Genomic DNA, 24,384 nt, shown 5'->3' on the forward strand with positions numbered 1-24,384 from the left:
GGTGGGCTGACCATACATTTGCCTACTTTGGTCCCTCAAAGTAGGGCGCCGAGGGGCGAAAAGGTGCCTTGAGCCTTAAACACATCCAACTGACATAGCTGAACCGCAGTGTAACGTTCCACGTCACATATCTGCGTCGCACGATAGTTGAGATTATCGCTCCCTGCGTTTCAGCGTTGGAATGCCTCGGGTGACGCTCTGCTTCAAGTCTGTGCCACACCACAACGTCATGCCTTGCCTCTAGTCACTGCCTATAAACGAAAGCGTTTTTTTACCGCCATGGCACTGACGACGCAGAATGAGGCGTAAGTGACGGCTGAGCCAGAGCACAGGAGCGAAAACTTGTTACTGTCGTGCCCATTCTCAACACATTCCAACCCGCACGAATCATCAAACCCCCTATGATGCACGCCCCACCGAACTCAATGGCCTTATAGACAATCAGATGACCTCACCGACGCTGGCCGCTGCGCAATTCTGTTCGATCAGAGGCCAGCTCAAGCACAACCTTGCCGGGCATCTGGCGTTCATGCAACGTGCCGCTGACTTGGGTGCGGATTACCTGCTGTTTCCCGAGCTGTCGCTGACCGGCTACGAGCCTGATCTCGCTCACGAACTGGCGCTATCGCCGAACGATGCATGCCTGGAACCGATCCGCGCGCTGGCGATGCACTTGCAACTGATGACCACGGTTGGCGTACCGCTCAAAGGACCCGGTGGCAGCATTGAAGTTGGCGCGCTGACCTTCACCGCGCATGGCGACGTCATTGCCTATGCCAAACAATACCTGCACCCCGGAGAAGATGCAGTCTTCAGTCCTGGGAGTGAAGATTGCTACCTGCAGCTCAATCAGCACCGAATCGGCCTGTGTGTCTGTGCCGATTTCAGCCATCCCGAGCATGTACAACGCCTTTCGGAGGGCGGCTCCGGCGTGTACGCCGCAAGCGTGCTCATATCACCGGGTGGCTACGCTCACGATTCAGAGTTGCTCGCAGGGCATGCCCGACGCCACAGGTTGCCAGTGCTGATAGCCAATCACGGCGGGCCTACCGGCGGTTGGCAGTCAGCGGGGCGCAGCGGTCTGTGGGACGAGGCAGGGTGTTGGATCGGCGGGCTGGACGACGCAGGAAACGGGCTGGTTATCGCAACCTGCCAGCACGGCGACTGGCAGGTGCGTGCGCTCACGCTGGAGTGAACAGCTTCACGTATTCACGGCATGATCCGGCTTGAGCTCAGGCGCATGATCCGACCGCGAAAGCGTCTCCGGCACCGCCACCAGCAGCAAACAGAACGCCACTGCCGCCACCGCCGCAAGGGTCAGAAATGCTGCGCTGTACCCGGCCGCATGCACCACGAAACCGGCCAGGCTGTTGCTCAGCGCCGCGCCCAGGCCAAACAGGGTCGACAGCGCCCCAAGGCTCACATTGAAACGGCCGCTGCCCTGAGTCAGGTCTTTGACCATCAACGGGAACAGTGCGCCAAACAGGCCCGCGCCGATGCCGTCGAGCATCTGCACGGCCACCAGCCAGTACGGATCATCGGACAGCGTATACAGCACGCCGCGGATCGGAAGAATCAGGAAACCGGCCAGCAGCAGCGGTTTGCGTCCCCAGACATCGGCCTTCATACCCACCAGCAGCGCCGCCGGCACCATCACCAGTTGCGCCGCGACGATGCAGGCCGAGGTCAGCGGAGTCGCCATCTGCATGTTGATTTGCGAAAGCTTCTGACTCACCAGTGGCAGCATCGCTGCGTTGGCCAGATGAAAGAGTGCGCAGCAAATCCCGAACAGCAGCAGGGTTCTGTTGTTCAGTAATGCGGACAGACCGGAAGGCTGACTGCCATGTGAGGTATGCGATGCATCAAAGCCTCTGGCCACGTCATGATCAATGGCATCGGCAGACACAAAACTGATCGCGACAACGCTCGCCAAGGCCATTGCGGCCATCAGATAGAACACCGCAATCGGGCCGAACAGGTAAGCGAAGCCGCCTGCCAGCAGGGCCGCACAGGCGTTGCCCGCATGATTGAAGGTTTCATTGCGCCCGGTGCGTCGGGTGAACGCTTTCGGTCCGGTAATGCCCAGCGAAATCGCAGCAATGGCTGGTGCGAACACCGAAGCGGCGACGCTGCTCAGCGCCTGGGTGATGGCAACCAGGGTAAATGAAGAGGTGAAAGGCAGAATCAGACAGCTCAACGTCACCAGCAGCGCCGCCACACCGATGATCCCGCGCTTGTAGGGTGTGCGGTCGATCAGAGCACCTGCGGGCGTCTGGGTCAGCAGCCCGGCGATACCCGCGATGGTCATGACCACGCCGATACTGGCCGGGTCCCATTGATGGACCGCCAGCAGGTAGATCGCCAGGTAAGGACCCAAACCATCGCGCACATCGGCGAGGAAAAAATTAAGGCTGTCCAGTGAAAGGGCGTTGCGGCGATCTGCATGACTGGCCAAGAGCGGGATTCCCGTAATTCGTCAGACTCCAGGTAGCTGAGTCACGGCTAATACTGACCCAAGCCGTTTTGCAGAAGTTTCCGCACCGGACATGAAAATTGCAGGTTCACCCGCTCTTTTTTTGCAGGCTCTTCATGCGCTGTGCAGCTCGTTGCACGGCGGCCATCTTCTCCGGCCGCTTCATGCGCTTCCATTTACGAATGTCATCCTTGGTGCGCCCACAACTGACGCACAGGTCGCCACTGAGCTGGCAGACCGAAATGCACGGGTTTTCGATGTCCTTGGCCATATCAACCTCGTCGGGCGTATTTGCGCTTGATACGTTGCTGCCAGTCGCCGCCGTTCTCCAGGCGGCATCGCTCTTCACAGTCGACATGCACATGGGCCGAGACGCTCGACACACTCATCTGCGCCTCTTCAAGCGCCGCTGCGGTCAACTCGATCATCCGCCCATCCAGCCCGCCCGCCAGTGCCGCATGCTTGTCGGCCAGCGTATCGAACACCCAGACCACCTGCAGGCTGGCCGGGAAGGCTGCGTAATCGACATCGTGAGTCAGCCAGCAAAAACCGGGCATTTCAGACTTCGCGGTTTCACAGGCTTGCGTCAGCGATGTAACAAGCTGACGCTCAGTACGGGCCTGCTCGCGTTTGCTTGAGGGCATCTGGTGTGCTCGGGCAGGGGAGGGGATGGCTGCGCACGATACCTGATTGTCAGATTAAGCTCCAAGGCGCAAATCTGGTTAATCATTGCTGCGCGTCAGCTGCACTCATCTGATGTTGGTGCGGTCTCAACATCTTGGCAGGGCTCATTCATGAGTCTGTTCAACATAACAACAAGGAGACGCATCATGGATTTCTCACCCCCAACCACCACCGCAGACCAGAGCCGTCGGGGCTTTCTGAAAAAGTCGCTGGCTGTTTCGGCAACGGTCGCGGCCATTGGCTCTCTGCCGCGTCTGTCTGCTGCCGAGCCGTTGACCCAGCGTTATCCCGACCCGCTGGTAGGTGTGCTGGATGACAGTTTTCTGGACATACGCATCTTCAATGCCAGCGTTGAAAAGCTCGCCACCGGCATGCGCTGGGCCGAGGGGCCGGTATGGGTGGGGGATGGTCGTTATCTGCTGGTCAGTGATATCGCCAATAACCGCATCATGCGCTGGGATGAGGTGACAGGGGCGCTGTCTGTGTACCGCGAGCACTCCAATTTTTCCAATGGTATGTGCCGCGACCGTCAGGGCCGGTTGCTGGTTTGTGAGGGTTCGAGCACGACCAGCGAAGGGCGGCGGGTGACACGTACCGAGTACAACGGACGCATTACTGTGCTGGCCGACAGTTTCGACGGCAAGCCTTTCAATTCGCCCAACGATATCGTCTGCAAGCATGACGGTTCGATCTGGTTCACTGATCCGACCTTTCAGGCCAACAGCGACTACGAAGGCCACAAGGTCAAGCAGGAACAGCCTTTCGGGGTCTATCGAATCGACCCTTCGAGCGGCAAGGTCAGTCGGGTCATTGATGATCTGGCAGGCCCGAACGGCCTGTGTTTTTCGCCGGACGAGAAAACCCTGTATGTGGTCGAAGGGCGCGCTAAACCCAATGGGCTCATCTGGGCGATTGCGGTCAATGAAGACGGCACGCTCGGGGAACGGCGCAAGCACGTTGAAGGGCTGGAATATGCAGCCATCGACGGCATCAAGTGCGATGAGAGCGGCAACCTCTGGTGTGGATGGGGTGGCAACGGCAACCCGAAGGCCGACCTCGAAAAGCTTGACGGGGTGCGGGTGTTCAACCCGCAAGGCAAAGCCATCGGCCATATCAGTTTGCCGGAGCGCTGCGCCAACCTCTGCTTCGGCGGGCGAGAGGGCAATCGGCTGTTCATGGCCAGCAGTCACTCGCTTTATTCGGTGTTCGTGAACGCACGAGGTGCCACGCTTGCCTGAAGGCTAACGAACTCACTGACGGCGAATTGCTTTGCACGCCGTCAATCGGGTCGAACCCCTGCGCACATGCCGGGTCTGTTCCTGTAATTACTTTCAGGGATAGTTATTTATGTCGGCGCAACGCGGCCTTGTTCTACTGGCACGAGGCGGTTATGCCGCTCGTGGTGTTGTTTATCTGATTATCGGGCTGTTTGCTGTTCTGGCAGCTCAGGGTTCTTCACAACCGGCTGACAGCCACAGCAGCCTTGAAGCGCTGCTGAGTCAGCCATTCGGCAACGTATTGGTCGGCCTGGTGGTGATCGGTCTGCTGGCGTTCGCTGCGTGGCGGGTGCTGCAGGCGACCCGGGATGTCGACCATCATGGCCGGGAGCTCAAGGGGCTGGTGATTCGTGGCGGTCTGCTGGTAGGGGGATTCACCTACGGCGCGCTGGCATTTTTCGCGCTGGGCCTGCTGGTCAGCGGCTTGAAAAGCTCGGGTGGCTCGGGCGGTGGCCAGACCAAGGACCTGCTGGCGTCGATCCTGTCCTGGGATCACTCCAATCTGTTGGTCTATGTGGTTGCGCTGGTGCCCTTGGCGCTGGGTATCTTGCATATCATCAAGGGCTACAAGGCGTCGTTCGAAAAGTATTTCGAAGCGGATGAGGACGTCATGAAGTACGTGCGTCCAGTGTCCCGTTTCGGGCTGATTGCCCGAGGCGTCGCCTTCATCGAGATTGCGGTGTTGCTGGTCGTCAGCGGCTCGAGTTACCAGGCGATGCATCCGCCCGGCATGAAGGATGCGCTCAATGGCCTGCAGGACCTGCCTGCCGGTGGGCTGGTGCTGTTGATCGTGGCGTTGGGGCTGATCGCGTTTTCGGTGTACAGCTTTGCCCAGGCCGCCTGGCGCAGAATCAACATGGACGTACCCGATGCACCGGAGGCGGTAACGCGCCACTTTCGCTAATAAGCCCCAGCCAGAGGGCTGCGTGAGTGCTCGCTCGTGCAGCCCTTTTTTGTGGGCGTCTGTTTGCAGGAAAATACTGTGACGCAACGCTCAAGTCGCTCTCTGTCTGGCCGACAGCTTTTATTGAGTTCTGATCTTTTCCCGGGTTGGCGTTCTCCGCGCCAGCCCGAACCGCTTCAGTGCAATAAAAATAAAAGAGGATAGCCATGACCGTTCTTCAGCGAGTGATCGGTGGGTTTGCCGTGCTGGTGGTGTTGCTGCTCGCCATGGCGGGTATCAGCTATCAAAGCACCCATTCGATAAGCGAGCGCATCAGCATCATTACGGGGCAGTCGGCACCGCTAAGCAGGGCGGCGAGTGAGCTTTACGTGCATGTGCTGCGCGCCAACCAGGCTCTGCTCGGGATTTTGGTCAGCACTGACCCCAAACAGATCGACGAGGGCAAACAGCCGTTCAACGACAGCATGGCGCGCTTCAATCAGCTGCTGGACAGCATTCCGGCCTATACCGGCGACCGTGCCGAGCTGCGCGACAACCTTAATCAGCAACGCCAACTCAGTACCGCCTACGTAGAGCAGGCGCAAACCCTGATCGCCAGCCATCGCCAGCACGTTTTGCAGGTGCTGCAGAGCCGCGTCTTGCAGGGTTACAGCAACAGCGAGGGTGCGCAGCTCACCGGTTATCTGCGCGATTACATTGCCCGTGAGCGCACTACAGGTTCGTCCGAGAACGTGGCAGCGGCGGAAAAGCTGCTGTTGGAAGTCGGCAAATCCTATGAGGGGCTGGCCGCGCACGCCGCCACGCCGGATATTCAGACATTGCAGCGCGTGCTCAACCTGCAGGATGAGGTGATCAGCACGCGGGCGCGGGAGCTGACAGCGGTTGATCCGCGGGGCGGCCGTATTGCCGGGGTAATGGTCAATCGCTTGCTCAAAGACCTGACCGGCGCTGACGGTGTCTATCAGGCCTACCGGCAGGAAGCGGCGCTCGCCGAGCAGGTCGGCAAGCAGCGGCAGGCGGCAGAAGCGCGTTTGCAGGCAACGCTAGACAAGATCGGCGAATTCGGCAATCAGTCGCTGGCAGTTGCCAACGAGGCCAAGGCCGGAGCCGATTCGACTATCGCCACCAGCCTCAGTCTGTTGCTGATCGCCTGCCTGTTGGCGGTGTTGGCGGCAGCCATTATCGGTACATGGGTGGCCTTCAGCCTGCGGCGTCCACTGGCGGCTTTCCGTGGGGTGCTCAAAACCCTTTCGGGTGGCGATATGCGGGTGCGTTTCGACGTCAGCCGTCGGGATGAATTCGGTGAGCTGGGCGGCTATCTCAACGAGTTCACCCAGTCCTTGCAGCAGACCTTTCGTGAGCTGATTGGCTCTGCCGACACGCTCGCACTGACGGCCAGCCAGAATGCGCAGGTCAGTGAACAGACCACCCGTGTTGTCGACGAGCAGAAAGACCGTTTGAACTCGGCGGCTTCGGCGATGAATGAAATGGAAAGCACCGTCGAAGAAGTGGCCCGCCGTGCGCAGGACACGCGCAGTGCGGTGGACAGCACCAGCGAGCTGACCAACAAGGTACAGAAGCGTGTGGCAGAAACCATCGTCAACATTCGCCAACAGGCCGAGCAGGTCAACAAGGCGTCGGCGGTGACTGATGAATTGCAGAAGTACGGGCAGAACATCGACGGTATTGTCGATGCCATTCGCACGATTGCCGAACAGACCAACCTGCTGGCCCTCAACGCAGCTATCGAGGCTGCGCGTGCCGGGGAGCAGGGCAGAGGCTTTGCGGTGGTCGCCGACGAAGTGCGCTCACTGGCCAGTCGTACCCAGACATCGACCAGCGAGATCCAGGAAATGATCGGCCAGATGCAGAGCAAGATTCACTCGGCCGTGCAGGTCATGAACGAAAGCCAGATCCAGTCCAATCATTGCGTGACGCTGGCCTCCGGTGCCGATGAGTTGCTGGTGGAAATGAGCGAGGCGGTCGATACGACTCGTGACATGAACATCCAGATTGCTGCCGCCACCGAGGAGCAGAGTGCCACTGTGCAGGAAACCAGCCGCATGGTCACGCACATCAGTGATTCTGCACAGCAGGCGGCCGACGGTGCCGAACAGTCTGCCAGCAGCAGTCAGGACCTGTCGAAAATGGCCAGGGATCAGCGCGAGCTGCTCCATCATTTCAGCGTTTGACGCTCGGGAGCAGAACATGAAGCAATGGTTATCGATTTCTCTGGGCGCCAGCCTGCTGTTTACAGGCCTTGCGCACGCCAGCACACCCTTGATTGGTGTGGGCATGGCCAAATATAACGACAACTTCCAGACCATCCTGCGCCACGGCGTGGAGAAGCAAGTCGCCGTGATGGACGCCGACATTTTCATGGAAAACGGCCAGGACGATGTCGAGTTGCAGATGCGTCAGTTCCGCAACCTGGTCAGCTCGAAAGTCGACGCGATTGTTGTCGCGATGGTCAATGGCAAGAGTGCGCCGGAGATGATGCGCCTGGCCAGCGAGGCCAAGGTCCCGCTGGTGTTCGTCAACCGCAATCCTGACCCTGCCAAATGGCCCGCGCAGACTGCATTTGTTGGCTCCGATGAGCTGGAGTCCGGCACCCTGCAAATGGAAGAGCTCGCTCGCCGTGCGAATTACAAGGGCAATGTAGTGATTCTGGTCGGCGACCCGAGCAACAAGTCGTCGGTCATGCGCACCGAGGACGTGGAGAAGGTCGTCGCCAAGTACCCGAACATGAAGGTGGTGCAGAAGAAAATCGGCAATTGGGAGCGCAGCCAGGCCGCGACCATCCTGGTTGATTGGGTCAAGCAGGGAGTGGACTTCTCGATCGTCGCCGCCAACAACGACGAAATGGCCATTGGCGCGATCATGGGCCTGGAGAAGGCTGGCAAGAATGCCAAGGACTATCTGGTGGGCGGCATCGACGGCACCCCGGACGGATTGAAGCTGATGGCCGAAGGCAAGATGGCCGTGAGCGTGTTTCAGGACGCCGTCGGCCAGGCCAACGGTGCGGTTGATGCGGCACTGAGTATGGCGCGTGGCGAAACACTGGCATCCCCGGTGATTTGGGTGCCGTTCAAACTCATTACCCCGGAGAACCGGCAGGAATTCGAGTAAGGTTGAGTGGAAGACGTTTCTGGCTTGTGAGTGTTGCACAATGTCATGCCTTGCTTGTATTCACCGCATGTAAAAGCGCTTTTTAGATCAGTGTTTATTGAAGCGGACGGGCGACGCTTCGCTCGTCCGCGAACTGCCGGGAACCGGCAGCAAAAACGGCCGTCTCGGTTTACCAGACACAGCCGAGGTGGCATGTTTCAGTGCCGCTTCGCAACCCATCGCGGGCAAGCGAATAGGTCTGTACATTCACAAATGCTCTACCGCCCGAAACATAGCCTTCGCGAACAAGCGAAGCGTTGCCCGGTACGCTCCCGCGCCCTCCGGGCAGAAGCACGTTATTTGGCGCTTCGACAAAAGCCCCGCTCTTCGGGCTCGTCGGCGTAGGCAGTGCCCTAGACGCGAATATCCTGCGGCCCGCGTATCCGTGCTTCGATTCGCGTGCCGGTCAGGCGTTCTTCGTTGGAGAAACCGTCGTAGCCAGCCAGCGCTCCGAAATGTATGCCGGTGAGCTGCTCGATCTGCAAGACGCTGCGTTGCCAGGTTTTGAGCTGGCCGAACATGATGTCCAACTGACCCAGCTCGCGGCTCTGGTCGATCATGTAGGCGCTGGCCGAAGGCTTACCGTCGTCGCCGACAAACGCCACGACCTTCCAGAATGCCAAGGGCACCCTTATGTTCCGGTAACTGCGGTCGTCGTCGCGCAGCACCGGCCCGCTGAACACCGTTACCCGGGATTTCCAGCGACGGGTGTTGTCGAGAATGTAATCCTCAAGCTCCAGCCAGGTTTTTTGATTGAACGCCGCCATCTGCGGCGAACAGTTGGTGAAATGAAACGTGTCGCTGTTGGCCACTTCGGCTTCCTTGCCCCAGTTGGGGTCTTGGCGCCTGACCAGATGGCCGCGATCCAGCAAGTTGTCGGCGTAGACGCTTTCACCGATTTGCGCCTCGGCGGGCAATCTACCGTCGAAAGACCACGCATCCTTGCCCCGCTTGACCTCAACACTGCTGGCACCATCGATATTGACGCCGACGTACAGCGCCAGGCGTCGACTGCGCGACATGGTGATGGAAAAGTGCGTGTAATCAAGGCGATTGCCGGTGTTGTCCAGCGGATAGACATCGGCTGCCAGCTCGGCGTCGACCGCAGGCCAGGGCACCACGAAATCTCCGAGGAAGTTTTCGGCGTAACCCTGACGCTTTTTCAGTTCGCTCGCAGGGGTGGTACGTGGTGCAGCCAGTGTCTGTGGTTGCTGCGCAAGCAATGCGGCCGGCACGTTTAAAGGCTTGAGGTCGGCGAGGCGGGGGCGGTAGGCAAGGTCGATTTTGAGTTTCTTGTCAGGCACGGTGATTGCTCCTGCAGTGGGCGTGAGTTTTGTTACAGTTGACCATAGACGCGTTACAGGTCGACGTCAGGCCAGACACATGCGCTAAAGCTTTGGCCTCGACGGGCGTTAACCATCGCAAGGGAACAACCTTCCACCCCAGGAGCGCTGCATGCAAACGTTAAAGGCCTTATACGAGTCAGTCGAAAAGCAGTTCTTCGACACACTGACCAAAAAGCTCTCAAGCCTTTTTCTGCTGGTGCTGGTCAGCGCTCTGCTGTACTGGGTGGCCTTGAACATTCGCGCCGACATCATGCTGCAATTACACGGCTCATCACTGGACGCCGCCGCGCTGGGTCAGATTCAGGGCCGGCTTGATGTCCTCAGCAACGCCATCCTGCTAAGCACGCTGTTTACGCTGGCCATGGTCAGCTTCATGGTCTGGTATTTCCGCCATCTGATCGTGCGCCCTGTCATGTTCATGACGCGTGCTCTCGAAGAGGTCGCCAGTGGCGAGGGCGATCTGTCCCGAGACCTGCCCTTGCTGACCCACGACGAAATTCGCGTGCTGGCCAGCACCTGCAATCGCTTTCTGGCCAAGCAGCGCGAGGTCATCAGCAGTATTCAGGGGCTGACTGTGCAGATCGCAGTCGAATCGGCACGCTCGCTGAAAAACATCAGTGATTCCAGTGACAGCGCCACCGATCAGGCGCGTTTTGCCAGGGAAGTCATGGACCAGAGCAACATGGCCGTGGGCAGCATCGAAGATGTTTCGCAACAGACTCAGGGTATCTCCAGCACCACTGCGCAGAACCTGAGCATGGCACGCGACTCGTACGCCGAACTGCTGGAAGTGACCGGTAACATCAGTCAGATATCCAGCAACCTCAATGAGTTCGGTACGCTGGTGTCGGGGTTGAACGAGCGTTCATCGAGCATCAAATCCATCGTCGGGCTGATCCAGCAGATTTCTTCGCAAACCAACCTGCTGGCGCTCAATGCCGCCATCGAAGCGGCGCGAGCCGGGGAGAGCGGGCGCGGGTTTGCCGTAGTGGCGGACGAGGTGCGCACCCTGGCGCAGAACGTCAGTAAAGCGACTGACGATATTTCCCGGAACATCGATGCGATGCTTCAGGAAGTCAGCTCCACTCACGAACAGACCATCCAGATCAGCCACAGCGCTCGGGAAACCCAACGGGTGGTAGAGCGTGCATCCGGCCATTTCGAGAGCATGATCGGTGATTTCGAGTCGACCAATGACAAGCTGGCCGACATTGCCACGCATATCCAGCAATTTGCGACGACCAACACCGGCATCAACGAGCGGGTAACGCGCATCTACTCCGACAGCCAGGCGATCGATCAGCGCATGCAGCACTCCGCGACCGCAACCCGTGACCTGTCCGGTGTCGCCGAGCAGGTTCAGGCCCTGCTGGGGCGTTTCGTGCTTGGGCATGGCGAACTGGACGCTGCGATCACTCGCGCCAGCCAGTGCCGGGATATTTTGCAGGTACGCCTGGCGGAACTGCACAAACAAGGCGTCAACCTGTTCGATCAGAGCTACAAGCTGATTCCCGGCACCGACCCTAAACAATACACGACCAGCTACACCGACCGTTTCGCGCAGATCTGCCAGGAAGAATGCGACAAGCTGACCAAAGGCACGCGGGGCGGCAAAGTCACGTTTATCGTCGACAGCAAAGGTTATTGCCCGGTCAACAACAGTTGGGTGTCACTGAAACCGACCGGCGACCGCGCCATCGACCTGCCCGTGTGCCGCAACAAACGGATGTTCTCCGACCCCATAGGTTTGCGTGCCGCCAGTAACAAACAACGCTTCCTGCTACAGACCTACTTGCGTGACACCGGCGAGATCATGACCGAAATCGACGTGCCGTTTTTCTTTGAAGGACGCCACTGGGGCAACTTGCGGATGGGTTTCGATGCGGCGCTGCTGTTGGGCAAATAGTACGAACGTTGGTTGAGCCAGAACGCAGGCTTGTAATACGAAGGAACGTTCGGCCATATCAAGGCTCAACTTCTACAAGGCGCTGACTTCCAGAACGCCAACGGAGGTGTGACTTTGAACATTCAAGACCTGACAAAACACGTAAAGGACAAGAAGGTTGATGAACTCGATCTGATCTCCATGGAAGGCGGTTCCTACGTGCTCCACGCACTGGTGAACGGCAAGTCTGTGCCGGTACAGGGCTCGACCGGCGAGCCCCTGCACGTTGCTTCGCTGGAAGAGGCGCGCAAGGTGCTTTCGGCGGTGCCTGACGTAAAACTGTTCATGACCCAGGCGGTGGCGCATGACGAGATGGTTGGCCTCGACAGTGTTCAGCCTGAATCGTCACGCCATGAGATACCGCTGCGCTCCAGCCTTTGATCGCGGTGTCAGGCGCTGCGCCTGACCGCGATGCATTTGATCTCCAGCAACAGGCCGGGATGTGCCAGCTCCGCAACGCCGATGCAGGTCCAGGCACACTGACCGCGCGGGAAGATGCGATTCTTCACGTCGCGGAACACCGGCATATGTTCGCTCATGGCAACGTGATAGGTGGTCATGTCCACGATATCGTCGAACGTGCAGCCGCCTTCGGCCAGCACCGTGCGCAGGTTCTCCCAACAGGCAATGAACTGTGCCTCCGGGTTGAGGATGACTTCCATGTCCCGGGTGCGTCCTACCTGGCCGGCACAGTACAGCGTGTCACCCACCCTGACTGCCGGTGCGTAACCGGCGCGGTCCATGATTGACTGCAGGGTAGGTGGGACGATGATTTCGCGATCTGACATGTGTAACACCTGTTTGTAACGTCTGAATGTGTAGAGCTCAAGCTGATTGGGCATCATCCTGCCGCTCAGCCCTTGACCGTCGGTTTGGCGGCGCGCCGAGGCTTTTTCGCTGCGGTGCCTGTGGCAGCGTTCGCTGCCTTGGTCGAGGTCGCAGCCCCGCGCTTGGCGGTCTTGCGTTTTTTCTTCCACGGCGGCGCAACGCCTGCCGGGCTGGCCGGGCCGCTGATGGTCATGCGCATGCCGACACAGCGGCTGACCTGCTTGCTCATCCACGCTGCCTGCTTGGCGACGAACTCTTCAAGGCTCATTTCGCCGCTCTGGACCATGTCCAGTGCCTGCTCCCATATGGCCGTGGTGCCGGGGTCGGCAATAGCGCGCGGGACGGCGTCGATCAGGCTGAAGGCTGCCGGCGTGGCGCACAACGCCTTGCCTTGTTTGGTCAGATAGCCGCGGTCCAGCAGCCCCTGAATGATCCCCGCTCGAGTGGCTTCGGTGCCGATGCCGGTGGTGTCCTTGAGTTTTTGCTTGAGCAGCGGGTCTTCTACCAGCTTGGCGACGTTTTTCATGGCCTTGATCAGGTCGCCTTCGGTGAAGGGCTTGGGTGGCTGGGTCCAGAGATCTTTGAGGATGACGTCGGCGACGGCGCATTCGCAGCCCTGAAACAACGCAGGCAAGGGCTGCGGCGCAGGCGCTTCGCGACCTTTGGCCGGGGCCAGGGCTTCGGGCATGGCGCGTTTCCAGCCGGGCTCGACGATCTGTTTGCCCACCGCTCGCAGCGCCTGGCCTGCGCAGTCGAAGTCAGCCTGGGTGCGGTCATATTCGTGGTTGGGCAGAAACTGCGCCAGATAGCGCGCCCTGATCAGGGTGTAGACCGCGCGCGGCTTGCCGATCAGGCGCTCGACGCCGCGCACCGCCGCGGTGGGGATAATGCCGTGGTGAGCAGTGACTTTTGCGTCGTTCCAGGCGCGGGAGCGGCGTTGCGGGTCTAGGTGCGGCAGCAGGCCGGCCAGCGCGGGATCGGTCTTGCCCAGCGCAGTGATGATACCCGCCGCTTCGCCATGCTGACTGTTCGGCAGGTAGCCGCAATCGCTGCGCGGATACGTGATGACCTTGTGGGTTTCATACAGCGACTGGGCGATATCAAGGGTTTCCTGCGCGCCGAGGCCGAGTTTTTTCGAGCATATTTCCTGCAGGGTGCCTAGGTCGAAAGGCAAGGGTGCGGCTTCGCGCATCCGCTCGGTGCGCAGCTTGACCAACCGTGCGCTGGCAGCATGGCGCATGGCGTCGGCAGCCTGTTGCGCAAGTGGCTGATTCAGGCAGCGATCCTGATCGTCACAGGCGTCCGACGGAGCGCGCCATTGAGCGATGAACGCCTGATTTTCGTGCAGCAGTTTGACGTCGATGGCCCAGAAGGGCGCGGGCACGAAATCTGCGATGCTGCGATCCCGGTCCACTACCAGGCGCAGGGTCGGGGTTTGCACGCGGCCGACTGGCAATACGCCCTGGTAGCCCGATTGGCGACCCAGCAACGTGAACAGACGACTCATGTTCATGCCGATCAGCCAGTCTGCGCGGGACCGGCCCAATGCCGAGTGATACAGGCTGAAGGTGTCGGCGCCGGGCTTGAGCGCTGCCAGCGCCTTGCGAATGGAGGCGTCATCCAGCGCCGACAGCCACAAACGCTGAATCGGTCCGCGATAGCGGCAATGCTCGACCAGTTCGCGGGCGATCATTTCGCCTTCACGGTCAGCGTCGGTGGCGATTACCAGCTCGTTCGCTTCGCCCAGCAACCGCTTGACGGCCTTGAACTGGCTGGCCGTTCTGGGTTTGACCAGCATCTTCCACTTCTCGGGCACGATGGGCAGGTCTTCCAGCACCCAGCGTTTGTAGCGCGCATCGTAGGCATCGGGCGGAGCGGTTTCGAGCAAATGGCCGATGCACCAGGTGACGGTTGCGCTGGCACCGACCCAGCAGCCATCGCCACGGCGGGTTGCGCCAAGCGCAGCCGCAATGTCCTTGGCCTGGGAAGGTTTTTCGCAAAGAAACAGCCGCATGACTACCGTCGTCGATTACCGGTGTGAGGCGGCAAGGATGGACGTTGAACGAACGAGGGGCAAGTTTTATCTGTATGGATATACAGATAAAGGCGTTTTGGCGCTGTCATGCCGGTGGTTCCGAACAGTGCAGCGCCGTTGTTTGAAGAGAGCGTTTACGAGCCAGTGACGTGGGTTCAGCTCAGCAGTTCCGAAAACGCCTTGTCGGCTTCCAGCACGGCGGGCAGCCCGGCAAACAGTGCGTTCAGGTCGATGCCTTCCATCAGCGGGCCGTCTGAAGCTTTTTGCGCGTCGGGCGTGGCACCGCCATTAGTTTCCAGCGCATCCGAGATGATCACGGCCTGCGCCACGATACGCGGCAACGGTGCGTCGTCTGGCGCCTCCAGCGGCTTGGCCTGATAGGCGATGGCTTGCTGGATTACCTGCGGCAAATGCCAGCGGTGGGCCAACTCGGCACCCACTTGCGGGTAGCCGAAACCCAGTTGCAGCGTTTCATTGGCTGCACGCCCCGGCGTGCCGGCCTTGGCTGCGTTGTTCAGGCGCTCGGCAACATCCGGGGCGCCGGTCTGGATCAACAGTTCGCCAATGTTGTGCATGACCCCGCAGGTGAAGGCAATTTCCGGGTCGACACCGGTCTGTTTGGCCAGCATTCGGCAGATCCCGGCAACCTGAAAGCTTTTCAGCCAGAACCCCTTGAGATCGAAACTCGGCCCGGCTTTGAACGCACCCGTCACTGCCGAGGCCATGACCAGGGTGCGTAAGGTGTTGAAGCCCAGACGCATGGCGGCGTCTTCGATACTTGAGGAGTCCCGCGAGTCGCGAAACCTTGCCGAGTTGGCCAAACGCAGCACCTTGGCCGCGATCACCGGGTCTTTCTCGATATTGCGGGCGATGCTTTCGAGGTTGGAGGAGGGGTTATCAAACTGCAGCATCAGGTCCTGAGCCACCTTTGGAATACTCGGGAGACTGTGCAAATCGTCAAAAAGCTTTTCGATACTCAGCATGGCAAAGCCATCCTCTGCAGGGCGGGGATGACTTCAAAGATAGTCAGTTTTCTGTGCTCTGCACGTTTTGCCGCTGATTGTGGGAGGCGGGTCTCACGTGTCGAAAAAAAATAATCAAGGACTTGGCGATGCCGGCCGATACGACAGACAAGCATGCTTGAAAATTTTTGGCACTCGATCCGTTGTGGATTCTGTTGCGTGGAAAAGACGGCAAAGTTGTGAAGTTTGATCGACGATTCAAAGATCGTCCCTATTGGTTTTTGCCGTGGAAGTTAGCGCTATGAAAAATCTGGGCTTCAGCAAGAAAATCCTTCTGGCCGCCGCGCTTATCGTGGTTGTTGCGTTCAGCGTATTTATTGTCATCAATGACTATCGACAACGTCAGTCGCTCAAATCCAGTGTCAAGTCGGAGCTGCAACAACTGGGTACATTGACCACGCAGAACATTCAGACATGGCTGGAAAGCCGCATTCAGTTGCTGCAATCGATGTCCCAGCAAGTCGCCGTGGACGGCAAGGAGCTGCCGCAGTTGCAGCGTGCCATTGGCCTGCCAACGTACAGCGACAACTTCCAGCTCAGTTATTTTGGCAGCACCGAAGGCGTGATGTTTTCGGTGCCGGCCGGTAATCGCCCTGCAGATTACGACCCGCGTGCACGGGGCTGGTACAAGGCCGCACAAAATGCGCCGGGCACCATCGTTACCGAACCGTATATTGCAGCGTCGTCCGGCAAACTGGTCATGACCATTGCCACGCCGGTCAAGATTCAGAACCAGCTTGCCGGTGTCGCCGGTGCTGACATCTCGCTGGACAGCGTTTCCAAAATCATCAACTCGCTGAACTTCGATGGTCACGGTTATGCGTTTCTGGTCAGCGCCGAAGGCAAGATTCTGGTGCATCCGGACAGCAAGCTGGTGCTCAAGAACATCAATGAAGCCTACCCGGTAAATACACCGAAAATCGCCACGGGCGTGACTGAAATCGATTCTGGCAAACAGCCCGAGATCATCTCGTTCACGCCGGTTCAGGGCGTGGCGACCGCCAACTGGTACGTGGCGCTGGTGCTGGAGCAGGATTCTGCCTACGCCATGCTCACCGAGTTCCGCACCTCGGCCATCACGGCAATGGTCGTTGTGGTGATGGTGATCATTCTGCTGCTGGGCCCGTTGATCCGCGTGCTTATGCAGCCGCTGCACCAGATGGGCCGTGCGATGCGCGATATCGCTGACGGTGAGGGCGATCTGACCAAGCGTCTGGCCATCACTTCGCACGATGAGTTCGGCGCATTGGCAGAGTCGTTCAACCACTTTGTCGAGCGTATTCACACCTCGATTCGCGAAGTGGCCTCCACCGCAGCGCAACTGGGCGAAGTCGCCACGCGAGTGGTCAAGGTCTCCAACGCCTCGATGAGCAACTCCGACCAGCAGGCCAATCGCACCGAAAGCGTGGCCGCTGCGATCAACGAACTGGGCGCCGCCGCACAGGAAATCGCCCAGAACGCGGCACGCACCTCGCAACAGTCCAGCGATGCCAGCGGGCTGGCCAGCGACGGCCAGGGCGTGGTGCAGCAGACCATCAAGGCGATGAACGAGCTGTCCGGCAAGATCAGCGAGTCGTGTGTGAACATCGAGAGCCTGAATGGCAAGACTGCTAACATCGGGCAGATTCTCGAAGTGATCACCAGCATTTCCCAGCAAACCAATCTGTTGGCGCTTAACGCTGCTATTGAGGCCGCACGCGCCGGTGAGGCGGGTCGCGGTTTCGCCGTGGTGGCTGACGAGGTGCGCAACCTGGCACACCGCACTCAGGACTCGGCGCAACAAGTGCAAAAGATGATTGAAGAGTTACAGGTCGGCGCTCGTGAAGCGGTGGTCAACATGACTGAAAGCCAGCGTCAGAGCGAGGACAGCGTGGGCATCGCCAACCTGGCCGGCGAGCGTCTGGGCAGCGTGACCCGCCGTATCGAAGAGATCAACGGCATGAACCAGTCGGTGGCGGCTGCAACAGAGGAACAGACCTCGGTGGTTGAGTCGATCAACGTCGACATCACCCACATCAACACCCTCAACCAACAGGGCGTCGACAACCTGCGCCAGACTCTGGAAGCCTGCAACTCCCTGGAAGAACAAGCAGCTCGTCTGCAACAACTGGTCGGCAGCTTCCGGATCTGATCCTGCTGCCCCTGCGCCGACCTGCGTAGTCAAGGTCGGACGCAGAGCATCCAGAACTGCGTGCCCACGTCCGTGGGCACGCTATTATTCTTGCGCACACTTTCTCATTGCGTCCGTACCCGTCTGGTATATTCACTATCGATCTAACCAGCGAACCAAATATTCTTTTCAGGAACAAGCCTCCTTCAGCCATCATTGCCTTGCCACATCAACTTTGGAAAGGTGACTGATACCAACAGAACCTGGATTTTTATCATGAAAATGCAGGAGTGTATCAATGGGCAATGTCCAGACCGCAGCCAGCGCACATGATGTGCTCTGGCGCCAGACGCCAGGTGGCGACCTGGTCGATCTGGGGCGTCCTTTCCGTGGGCCTTTGGCGTTGTCGAGGTTGCACAGCACCCCCAAACCGATCCTCGGGCGGCGCGAAGCCATTCTGCTCGGTGCGCTGGCGCTGGTGTTCCACGGCGCGGTCGTTTACTGGCTGAGCCAGAACCCGACGCCTGCACTGCCGGTCGTGCCGCCGGAAATCCCGCCGATGACCATCGAGTTCTCTCAGCCCGCGCCACCTGTGGTTGAAACTCCGCCGCCACCGCCAGAGCCGGTTGTACAGCCGGTGGTCGAGCCGCCGCCTCCTGTCGAGGACGAGTTGGCCGTCAAGCCGCCACCGCCCAAACCGATTCCCAAACCCAAGCCGCAGCCGCCTAAGCCGGTGGTCAAGCCTGTCGCCAAGCCGGTAGAGCAACCACCGGCGCCACCTGTGCCTGCGCCACCCGTTGCTGCGCCCGCGCCACCTGCGCCACCTGCGCCGAAACCGGTGACCCCGGCCTCGGCCAGCGCGGGCTACCTGCGCAATCCGGCACCGGAATATCCGTCGCTGGCCATGCGTCGCGGCTGGGAAGGCACCGTGCTGTTGCGCGTCCATGTACTGGCCAGCGGCAAGCCCGGCGAGATTCAGATACAGAAAAGCAGTGGCCGCGATCAACTGGATGACGCAGCGCTGGCCGCGGTGAAACGCTGGAGTTTCGTACCCGCCAAACAGGGCGACGTCGCCCAGGATGGCTGGGTCAGCGTGCCGATTGATTTCAAGATCAAATAGCTTTCAAGATCAAATAACGTTTCAAGTTCCAGCAACCACGACATTCGATTGACCCGGCGAGCTACCTGAACCAAAGGCGCATCGCGACACACCCAATGCCTTGTTCAGACTTCGTTCATAAAGAGAGCTGCGCCATGAACCTACTTGCTTCGCCTTTTGAATCCATCGAACACGCGGTCATCTGGCTGCTGGTGATTTTCTCCGTTGCCACCTGGGGTCTTGCGTTGCTCAAGGGCGTGCAGTTCTCCCGCTTGAAAGCCCAGGACCGCAAGTTCCATAAGCAATTCTGGGCTGCATCGAGCCTGGATTCCGCCGCGCAATTGGCCCAGGAGCAACCGGGCGCTGCTGCCCGCGTCGCGCTCGCCGGTTATGCGGCCATTCAGGTGCCGGACGGCGCGCAGGCCAACGACCTCAGCCAGTCGATCAATCATCAGGACCGTCTTGAACGTGCCCTGCGCCAACAAATCGTCCGTGAGCGCCGTTCGCTGGAAACCGGTCTGGCAATTCTTGCGAGTATTGGCAGCACGTCGCCCTTCATCGGCCTGTTCGGGACGGTCTGGGGCATCATGTCGGCCCTCAAGGGGATCAGCGCTGCAGGCTCTGCGAGCCTTGAAACCGTCGCCGGCCCGATTGGTGCGGCGCTTGTGGCAACCGGCGTCGGTATTGCTGTCGCGGTGCCTGCGGTGCTGGTCTACAACTACTTTTTGCGTCGTTTGAAACTGACCGCTGCCGACCTGGACGACTTTGCCCACGACTTCTACAGCCTGGCGCAGAAGAGTGCGTTCCGCGTGCTGCTTCATCCGGTCCTCAAGTCCGGCGCTGGCGCCGGGCAGGCCGCGCAGAAAGTGAAGGAGGCGTCCTGAGATGGCTTTTTCCACGCAAGACACCGATGAAGTGCTGAGCGAGATCAACGTCACACCGCTGGTGGACGTGATGCTGGTGCTGCTGGTGGTGTTCATTGTCACCGCGCCGCTGCTGACCAACTCGATTCCGATCAACCTGCCCAAGACCGAATCGGTTGCACCGGTAGAGCAGAAAGACCCGCTGGTGGTGAGTATCGACGGGCAGGGCAAGCTGTTCATCAACAAGGATGAAATCCAGCCGGACTTACTGGAAACCAATCTCAAGGCCGCCAAAGAAAAGGCCCCGGAGGTGCGCGTGCAGTTGCAGGCCGACAATGGCGTGAACTACGGCGAAGTGGCGCGGGCAATGGCCTCCATCGAGCGTGCCGGGATTACCAAACTGTCGGTGATCACCGCTAAATAACCGGCCTTTCCCTCATACAGCTTCAACCGTTTTGGGCCGCATCCTCAGGCAGGTGCGGCCTTTTTTTGGGTGTTTTTCAAGGATGTTTCCAGCGTGACACAAATGTAGATGCTTATGCATTAATGATATTTAAAACTTTCGATCAATGTCATTAAGCTATAAAGCATCGGGCCACCGGACTATCAATCAAACACTGTAATGATCGCCACCGTCCGCCGCACGGATCGCTCGTTGTAACCAGAACGCACGTTTCTGGATCAGGGATTTTCAAGGGGTAGTGGTATGGGGAACTTCAAACGCAACGTGCTGGCCACGGCGATTTTTTCAGCCAATTTGCTGAGTGTCGCCGGTATCAGCGCAAACGCTTACGCCGCAGAAACAACAGATGAACAAAACAATCAGGGCGCGTCCACGCTGGGCACGGTAATTGTCACCGGCACCCGCGCGCAGGAGCGTACCGCCAGTGCGTCGCTGTCGCCCATCGACGTGATCTCCGGTGATAGCCTGCGCAGTTCCGGCTCCAGCGAACTGGGCACCGTGCTGGCGCGCTTGATTCCGTCGATCAACTTTCCGAGGCCAAGCCTGGTGGACGGTGCGGAGCTGACCCGTCCGGCGCAACTTCGCGGCCTGTCGCCGGATCAAGTGCTGGTGCTGGTCAACGGCAAGCGCCGCCACACGTCGGCCTTCGTCAACCTGGGTGGCGCGGTCGGACGCGGCTCGGCACCTGCCGATCTCAACGCTATTCCGCTGTCGGCCATCGACCACATCGAAGTACTGCGCGACGGTGCTTCGGCGCGCTACGGGTCGGATGCGATTGCCGGGGTGATCAACATCATCCTCAAGAGCGCTGATCACGGCGGTTCGATTTCAAGTAAATACGGCCAGTACAAGAAGGGCGACGGTATCCAGCGTCAGGTCTCCGGCAATACCGGTTTTGCGCTGGGCGACAACGGTACGCTGAACCTCTCGGGTGAAGGCGCCAACAACGACTACACCAACCGCGCGGGCGATGATTTGCGCGCATCGAGCATCGGCTCTACCACGTATGGTCAGCAGGTATTCCGTCAGGGCGAGCCGGAAACCCACGAAGGCAAACTGCAGTACAACGCCGAATACAGCTTCAACGATGCGGCGGAATTCTACAGCTTCGGGGGCTACAGCAAGCGCCGCGGCGAAACGGCTGCGTTCTATCGACCGAGCAATGCCTCGAACAACATTGCGGCGATTTATCCAAACGGTTATTTGCCGCTGATTCACGGCACGCTGGAAGACACCACATTTGTCACCGGCTTGCGCGGTGAGCTGGCGGATGACTGGCATTACGACCTGTCTGCCAACTATGGCAAAAACTCTTATGAGCTGCGCACCAAAACCATCAACACGTCACTGGGCCTGAACACGCCGCGCTCGTTCGATAACGGCACGCTGACCAACGACCAGAAACAGCTAAGCCTGGACCTGTCGCGGGAGTTCAACGCAACGTGGCTGCCTTACCCGGTGTCGGTCGCCTTTGGTGCGGAATACCTGCGTCAGGGTTATCAGATCGAGGCGGGGCAGGCGGAGTCGTATTTCCAGACCGGCAGTTCCGGGCTGGGCGGCTTTCGCGCTGCCGATGCGGGCAGTTACTCGCGACACAACTTCGCCCAGTATCTGGACGTTGAGACCAACCTGACCGAAAAACTGGGTGTGTCGGCCGCCGTTCGCCATGAGGACTACAGCGATTTCGGCTCCAACGTCAGTGGCTCGCTCTCGGCCCGCTACGATTTCACCCCGCAGGTGGCCCTGCGTGGCAGCGTATCGACGGGCTTCCGTGCGCCATCGCTGGCCCAGCAGAACTTCACGTTTACCTCGTCACAGTTGATCGGCAGCACCATTCAGGAAGCGGGTACGTTCCCGGCCGGCAGCAACGTTGCGCAGTTGTTGGGCGCAGAAGACCTGAAACCCGAAAAGTCGCGCAACTACAGCCTGGGCCTGGTACTGCAACCGCTGGATAGCCTGACCGTGACGGCCGACGTCTACCGCATCGACATTCAGGACCGCATCTCGCTGTCGTCCAACCTGGTGCTCAACAACACCGCGATCAACTACCTGCGCGCCAATGGCGTGGGCGATATCAACTACACCAGCGCGCGTTACTTCACCAACGCCACCGACACCAGCACCGACGGCGTGGATCTGGTGGCCAATTATCGCTACCAGTTCGACAACGGCGTGCGCTGGAACAGCACGGTGGGCTACAACTACAACCACACCAAAGTCACGGATGTGAAAGACAACCCGGCGATCCTCAATCAGTTGGGCGTGAACCTGGTTCGGGTGGACCGCAGGGAACGCATCGGTCTGCTCGGCGACACCACACCTCAGCATAAACTGACGCTGGGTAACGACCTCACGTTCGGCAACTGGGCGCTGCACTCCAATCTGGTGCGCTACGGCGAGTTCACCAGCTACCAGGCCGACAAAGTCAACGACCAGACCTTCAGCGCTGCCTGGTTGCTGGACCTCGCTGCCGACTACAAACTCAAGAACTGGGTCTTCACACTGGGCGGCGACAACGTCACCGACAAGTACCCCGAGAAACTCAACGACTTCTCGTCAAGCGGCGGCAACCTTGCCTACAGCACCTTCTCGCCTTACGGTTATAGCGGGGCGTTTTACTACGGGAAGGTGACGTATAACTGGTAATTTGATTGGCCGGCAGCTCGTAGCGCTCCGCGTCACATCTGTGCTGCAACACAGAGGCATGCCGTGCGCATAGTTACTGCACATAAACGAAAGCGCTTTTTTATCACGATGGCACTGACAACGCAGAGTGCGACGTAGGTGACGGCTGAGTCCTGACACTGATCCGGGGGTAGCTCGGCAGGACGCCGAGCTAGCCGCACCGTGCCATGGATGGCACGTTGCGGCGACCCCCGGATCAGTGTCAGGACGAAGGAACCCGACGAAGTCGGGCCGGAAACGGAGCCGGGATAATGAGATGGTCAGCCCGATCCGAGAAACCCGGAGTGTCTACACTTTCCGGGTTTCTCTCTAACGTCGAGGAGATCACTCATGAAAAACGGCCTCAAGCTCTTAGGCATCGACATTGGTAAAAACAGTTTTCACCTCATAGGCCATGATGCAGGCGGCCACCAAGTATTACGCAAGTGCTTCAATCGCAATCGCCTTCTGCAGTTTGCGGCTCAGATTGAACCCTGCACCATTGCAATGGAGTCGTGCGGTGGCTCTCACTGGCTTGCCAGGAAACTCGCCTCGCTGGGGCACCGGGTGAAGTTGATTGCTCCGCAACATGTGAAGCCCTACGTGACGGGCAACAAGAATGACTTCATCGATGCCGAAGCTATATGCGAGGCGGCCTCCAGACCACGTACTCATTACGTTGCCGTCAAGACTGTGGAGCAGCAGGTACTTTCTGTACAACATCGTCTTCGCCAGTCACTGGTTTGCCACCGTACTGAAGCCATCAACAGGGTGCATGGTTTTTTGCTTGAGTTTGGAATTGCCTTGCCAGCCACCAAGGCAGCGATCGCCAAAGTGCCTGAGCTGATTGACGATTCACGTAGCGACCTGCCGCTGCAGTTCAAAAGGGTCATGGAGCATTTGCTGGAGGATATTCATCGCCTTGATACCGAAATAAAGGCCTGTGATGCGCAAATCAAGCAGCAACTGGCGCAAGACGATGCTGGTACACGCTTGATGACGATTCCTGGCATTGGTCCTATTACCGCCAGCGCATTTGTAGCGGATCTGGGTGACGCTTCCAATTTTCGAGCCTCACGAGACCTTTCCGCTTTTCTGGGGCTGGTTCCCAGACAGTTCTCTACAGGCGGGAGACCCGTATTGCTGGGTATCAGCAAGCGAGGTGACAGGCACCTGCGAACCCTGTTGGTGCAAGGTTCTCGAGCGCTCATGATTCGAATAGAACGCCGCGATGATGCCCTTGGGCAGTGGGTAAGAGACTTGTTGGCACGCAAGCATCCGAACAAGGTGGCATGTGCTTTAGCGAACAAGCTGGCAAGAATCGTATGGGCGGTGCTCAGACGAGGTAGCACTTACAACGCATCAATGATCTGAGTAGGACATAGGCGTACCGGCTTTTGCGACGCAGTGATGATGACGATAAACAGCTCATGGCCAGACTGAAAACCTGATAAGCAATGCAGCCTTCGAGGCTTTAGGGATTTTTGAGGACAGTAAGGCGGC

The 24,384-nt window shown here is 59.1% G+C and carries 20 protein-coding genes; 13 read left to right on the plus strand and 7 right to left on the minus strand.

What is annotated here, in order from left to right:
- Positions 1-445: 445 nt before the first annotated feature.
- Entirely contained in the window at positions 446-1,195 is a 750-nt protein-coding gene (locus tag PSPTO_RS12800) for a carbon-nitrogen hydrolase family protein (protein WP_011104022.1), read from the plus strand.
- Positions 1,196-1,201: 6 nt separating this feature from the next.
- Here PSPTO_RS12800 and PSPTO_RS12805 read toward each other — a convergent pair whose 3' ends face one another.
- The 3 genes from PSPTO_RS12805 to PSPTO_RS12815 all read right to left on the minus strand — a co-directional run bounded on the left by PSPTO_RS12805 (position 1,202) and on the right by PSPTO_RS12815 (position 3,117).
- Positions 1,202-2,455: an MFS transporter gene (locus PSPTO_RS12805; protein WP_011104023.1), complete on the minus strand. Its 1,254-nt coding sequence runs from the start codon at positions 2,453-2,455 to the stop codon at positions 1,202-1,204.
- 106 nt (positions 2,456-2,561) lie between these two features.
- Positions 2,562-2,744 (minus strand): DUF1289 domain-containing protein, encoded by a 183-nt coding sequence (locus tag PSPTO_RS12810; RefSeq protein WP_005617534.1) that lies wholly within the window; start codon positions 2,742-2,744, stop codon positions 2,562-2,564.
- A 1-nt stretch (position 2,745) separates the two neighbouring features.
- Positions 2,746-3,117: a hypothetical protein gene (locus tag PSPTO_RS12815; protein ID WP_011104024.1), complete on the minus strand. Its 372-nt coding sequence runs from the start codon at positions 3,115-3,117 to the stop codon at positions 2,746-2,748.
- 186 nt (positions 3,118-3,303) lie between these two features.
- On the opposite strand from PSPTO_RS12815, the gene PSPTO_RS12820 reads away from it, so the two are divergent.
- The 4 genes from PSPTO_RS12820 to PSPTO_RS12835 all read left to right on the plus strand — a co-directional run bounded on the left by PSPTO_RS12820 (position 3,304) and on the right by PSPTO_RS12835 (position 8,467).
- Positions 3,304-4,395, plus strand: coding sequence for an SMP-30/gluconolactonase/LRE family protein (locus tag PSPTO_RS12820; protein ID WP_011104025.1), 1,092 nt, complete (start codon positions 3,304-3,306; stop codon positions 4,393-4,395).
- Between the two features lie 109 nt (positions 4,396-4,504).
- Positions 4,505-5,338, plus strand: coding sequence for a DUF1206 domain-containing protein (locus PSPTO_RS12825; protein ID WP_005771267.1), 834 nt, complete (start codon positions 4,505-4,507; stop codon positions 5,336-5,338).
- 206 nt (positions 5,339-5,544) lie between these two features.
- Positions 5,545-7,530 (plus strand): methyl-accepting chemotaxis protein, encoded by a 1,986-nt coding sequence (locus PSPTO_RS12830; RefSeq protein WP_011104026.1) that lies wholly within the window; start codon positions 5,545-5,547, stop codon positions 7,528-7,530.
- 16 nt (positions 7,531-7,546) lie between these two features.
- Complete coding sequence (locus PSPTO_RS12835; protein WP_005771273.1) at positions 7,547-8,467, plus strand: substrate-binding domain-containing protein; 921 nt, start codon at positions 7,547-7,549, stop codon at positions 8,465-8,467.
- 392 nt (positions 8,468-8,859) lie between these two features.
- On the opposite strand, the gene PSPTO_RS12840 is transcribed toward PSPTO_RS12835, so the two are convergent.
- Complete coding sequence (locus PSPTO_RS12840; protein ID WP_005771275.1) at positions 8,860-9,810, minus strand: DNA/RNA non-specific endonuclease; 951 nt, start codon at positions 9,808-9,810, stop codon at positions 8,860-8,862.
- Positions 9,811-9,961: 151 nt separating this feature from the next.
- On the opposite strand from PSPTO_RS12840, the gene PSPTO_RS12845 reads away from it, so the two are divergent.
- The gene (locus PSPTO_RS12845; protein ID WP_007246699.1) at positions 9,962-11,758 is read left to right on the plus strand and encodes a methyl-accepting chemotaxis protein; all 1,797 of its coding nucleotides are present in this window, start codon (positions 9,962-9,964) and stop codon (positions 11,756-11,758) included.
- 108 nt (positions 11,759-11,866) lie between these two features.
- Positions 11,867-12,178: a DUF6482 family protein gene (locus tag PSPTO_RS12850; protein WP_011104027.1), complete on the plus strand. Its 312-nt coding sequence runs from the start codon at positions 11,867-11,869 to the stop codon at positions 12,176-12,178.
- An 8-nt stretch (positions 12,179-12,186) separates the two neighbouring features.
- Here the strand turns inward: PSPTO_RS12850 and PSPTO_RS12855 are convergent, their stop codons facing one another.
- From PSPTO_RS12855 to PSPTO_RS12865, 3 genes are all read right to left on the minus strand, one after another.
- Positions 12,187-12,585 (minus strand): RidA family protein, encoded by a 399-nt coding sequence (locus PSPTO_RS12855; RefSeq protein ID WP_007246697.1) that lies wholly within the window; start codon positions 12,583-12,585, stop codon positions 12,187-12,189.
- Between the two features lie 65 nt (positions 12,586-12,650).
- Positions 12,651-14,639: a DNA topoisomerase III gene (locus PSPTO_RS12860; RefSeq protein WP_011104028.1), complete on the minus strand. Its 1,989-nt coding sequence runs from the start codon at positions 14,637-14,639 to the stop codon at positions 12,651-12,653.
- A 176-nt stretch (positions 14,640-14,815) separates the two neighbouring features.
- On the minus strand, positions 14,816-15,643 hold the full coding sequence (locus tag PSPTO_RS12865; RefSeq protein ID WP_011104029.1) for an HDOD domain-containing protein: 828 nt from the start codon (positions 15,641-15,643) through the stop codon (positions 14,816-14,818).
- Positions 15,644-15,923: 280 nt separating this feature from the next.
- Here PSPTO_RS12865 and PSPTO_RS12870 point away from each other — a divergent pair, with 280 nt between their 5' ends.
- The 6 genes from PSPTO_RS12870 (at position 15,924) to PSPTO_RS12895 (ending at position 24,255) form a co-directional block, all read left to right on the plus strand.
- The gene (locus tag PSPTO_RS12870; RefSeq protein ID WP_011104030.1) at positions 15,924-17,813 is read left to right on the plus strand and encodes a methyl-accepting chemotaxis protein; all 1,890 of its coding nucleotides are present in this window, start codon (positions 15,924-15,926) and stop codon (positions 17,811-17,813) included.
- A gap of 277 nt (positions 17,814-18,090) precedes the next feature.
- Positions 18,091-18,912 (plus strand): energy transducer TonB, encoded by an 822-nt coding sequence (locus tag PSPTO_RS12875; protein WP_005771282.1) that lies wholly within the window; start codon positions 18,091-18,093, stop codon positions 18,910-18,912.
- A 134-nt stretch (positions 18,913-19,046) separates the two neighbouring features.
- Positions 19,047-19,775, plus strand: a complete 729-nt coding sequence (locus PSPTO_RS12880; RefSeq protein WP_010203861.1) for a MotA/TolQ/ExbB proton channel family protein — start codon at positions 19,047-19,049, stop codon at positions 19,773-19,775.
- Between the two features lies 1 nt (position 19,776).
- Positions 19,777-20,178, plus strand: coding sequence for an ExbD/TolR family protein (locus PSPTO_RS12885; RefSeq protein WP_005771285.1), 402 nt, complete (start codon positions 19,777-19,779; stop codon positions 20,176-20,178).
- A gap of 282 nt (positions 20,179-20,460) precedes the next feature.
- Positions 20,461-22,863: a TonB-dependent receptor plug domain-containing protein gene (locus PSPTO_RS12890; protein ID WP_007246690.1), complete on the plus strand. Its 2,403-nt coding sequence runs from the start codon at positions 20,461-20,463 to the stop codon at positions 22,861-22,863.
- Between the two features lie 369 nt (positions 22,864-23,232).
- Positions 23,233-24,255, plus strand: a complete 1,023-nt coding sequence (locus PSPTO_RS12895; protein WP_010213088.1) for an IS110-like element ISPsy7 family transposase — start codon at positions 23,233-23,235, stop codon at positions 24,253-24,255.
- Positions 24,256-24,384 lie beyond the last annotated feature (129 nt).

It is taken from the genome of Pseudomonas syringae pv. tomato str. DC3000, assembly GCF_000007805.1.
Taxonomy (GTDB): Bacteria; Pseudomonadota; Gammaproteobacteria; order Pseudomonadales; family Pseudomonadaceae; genus Aquipseudomonas; species Aquipseudomonas avellanae.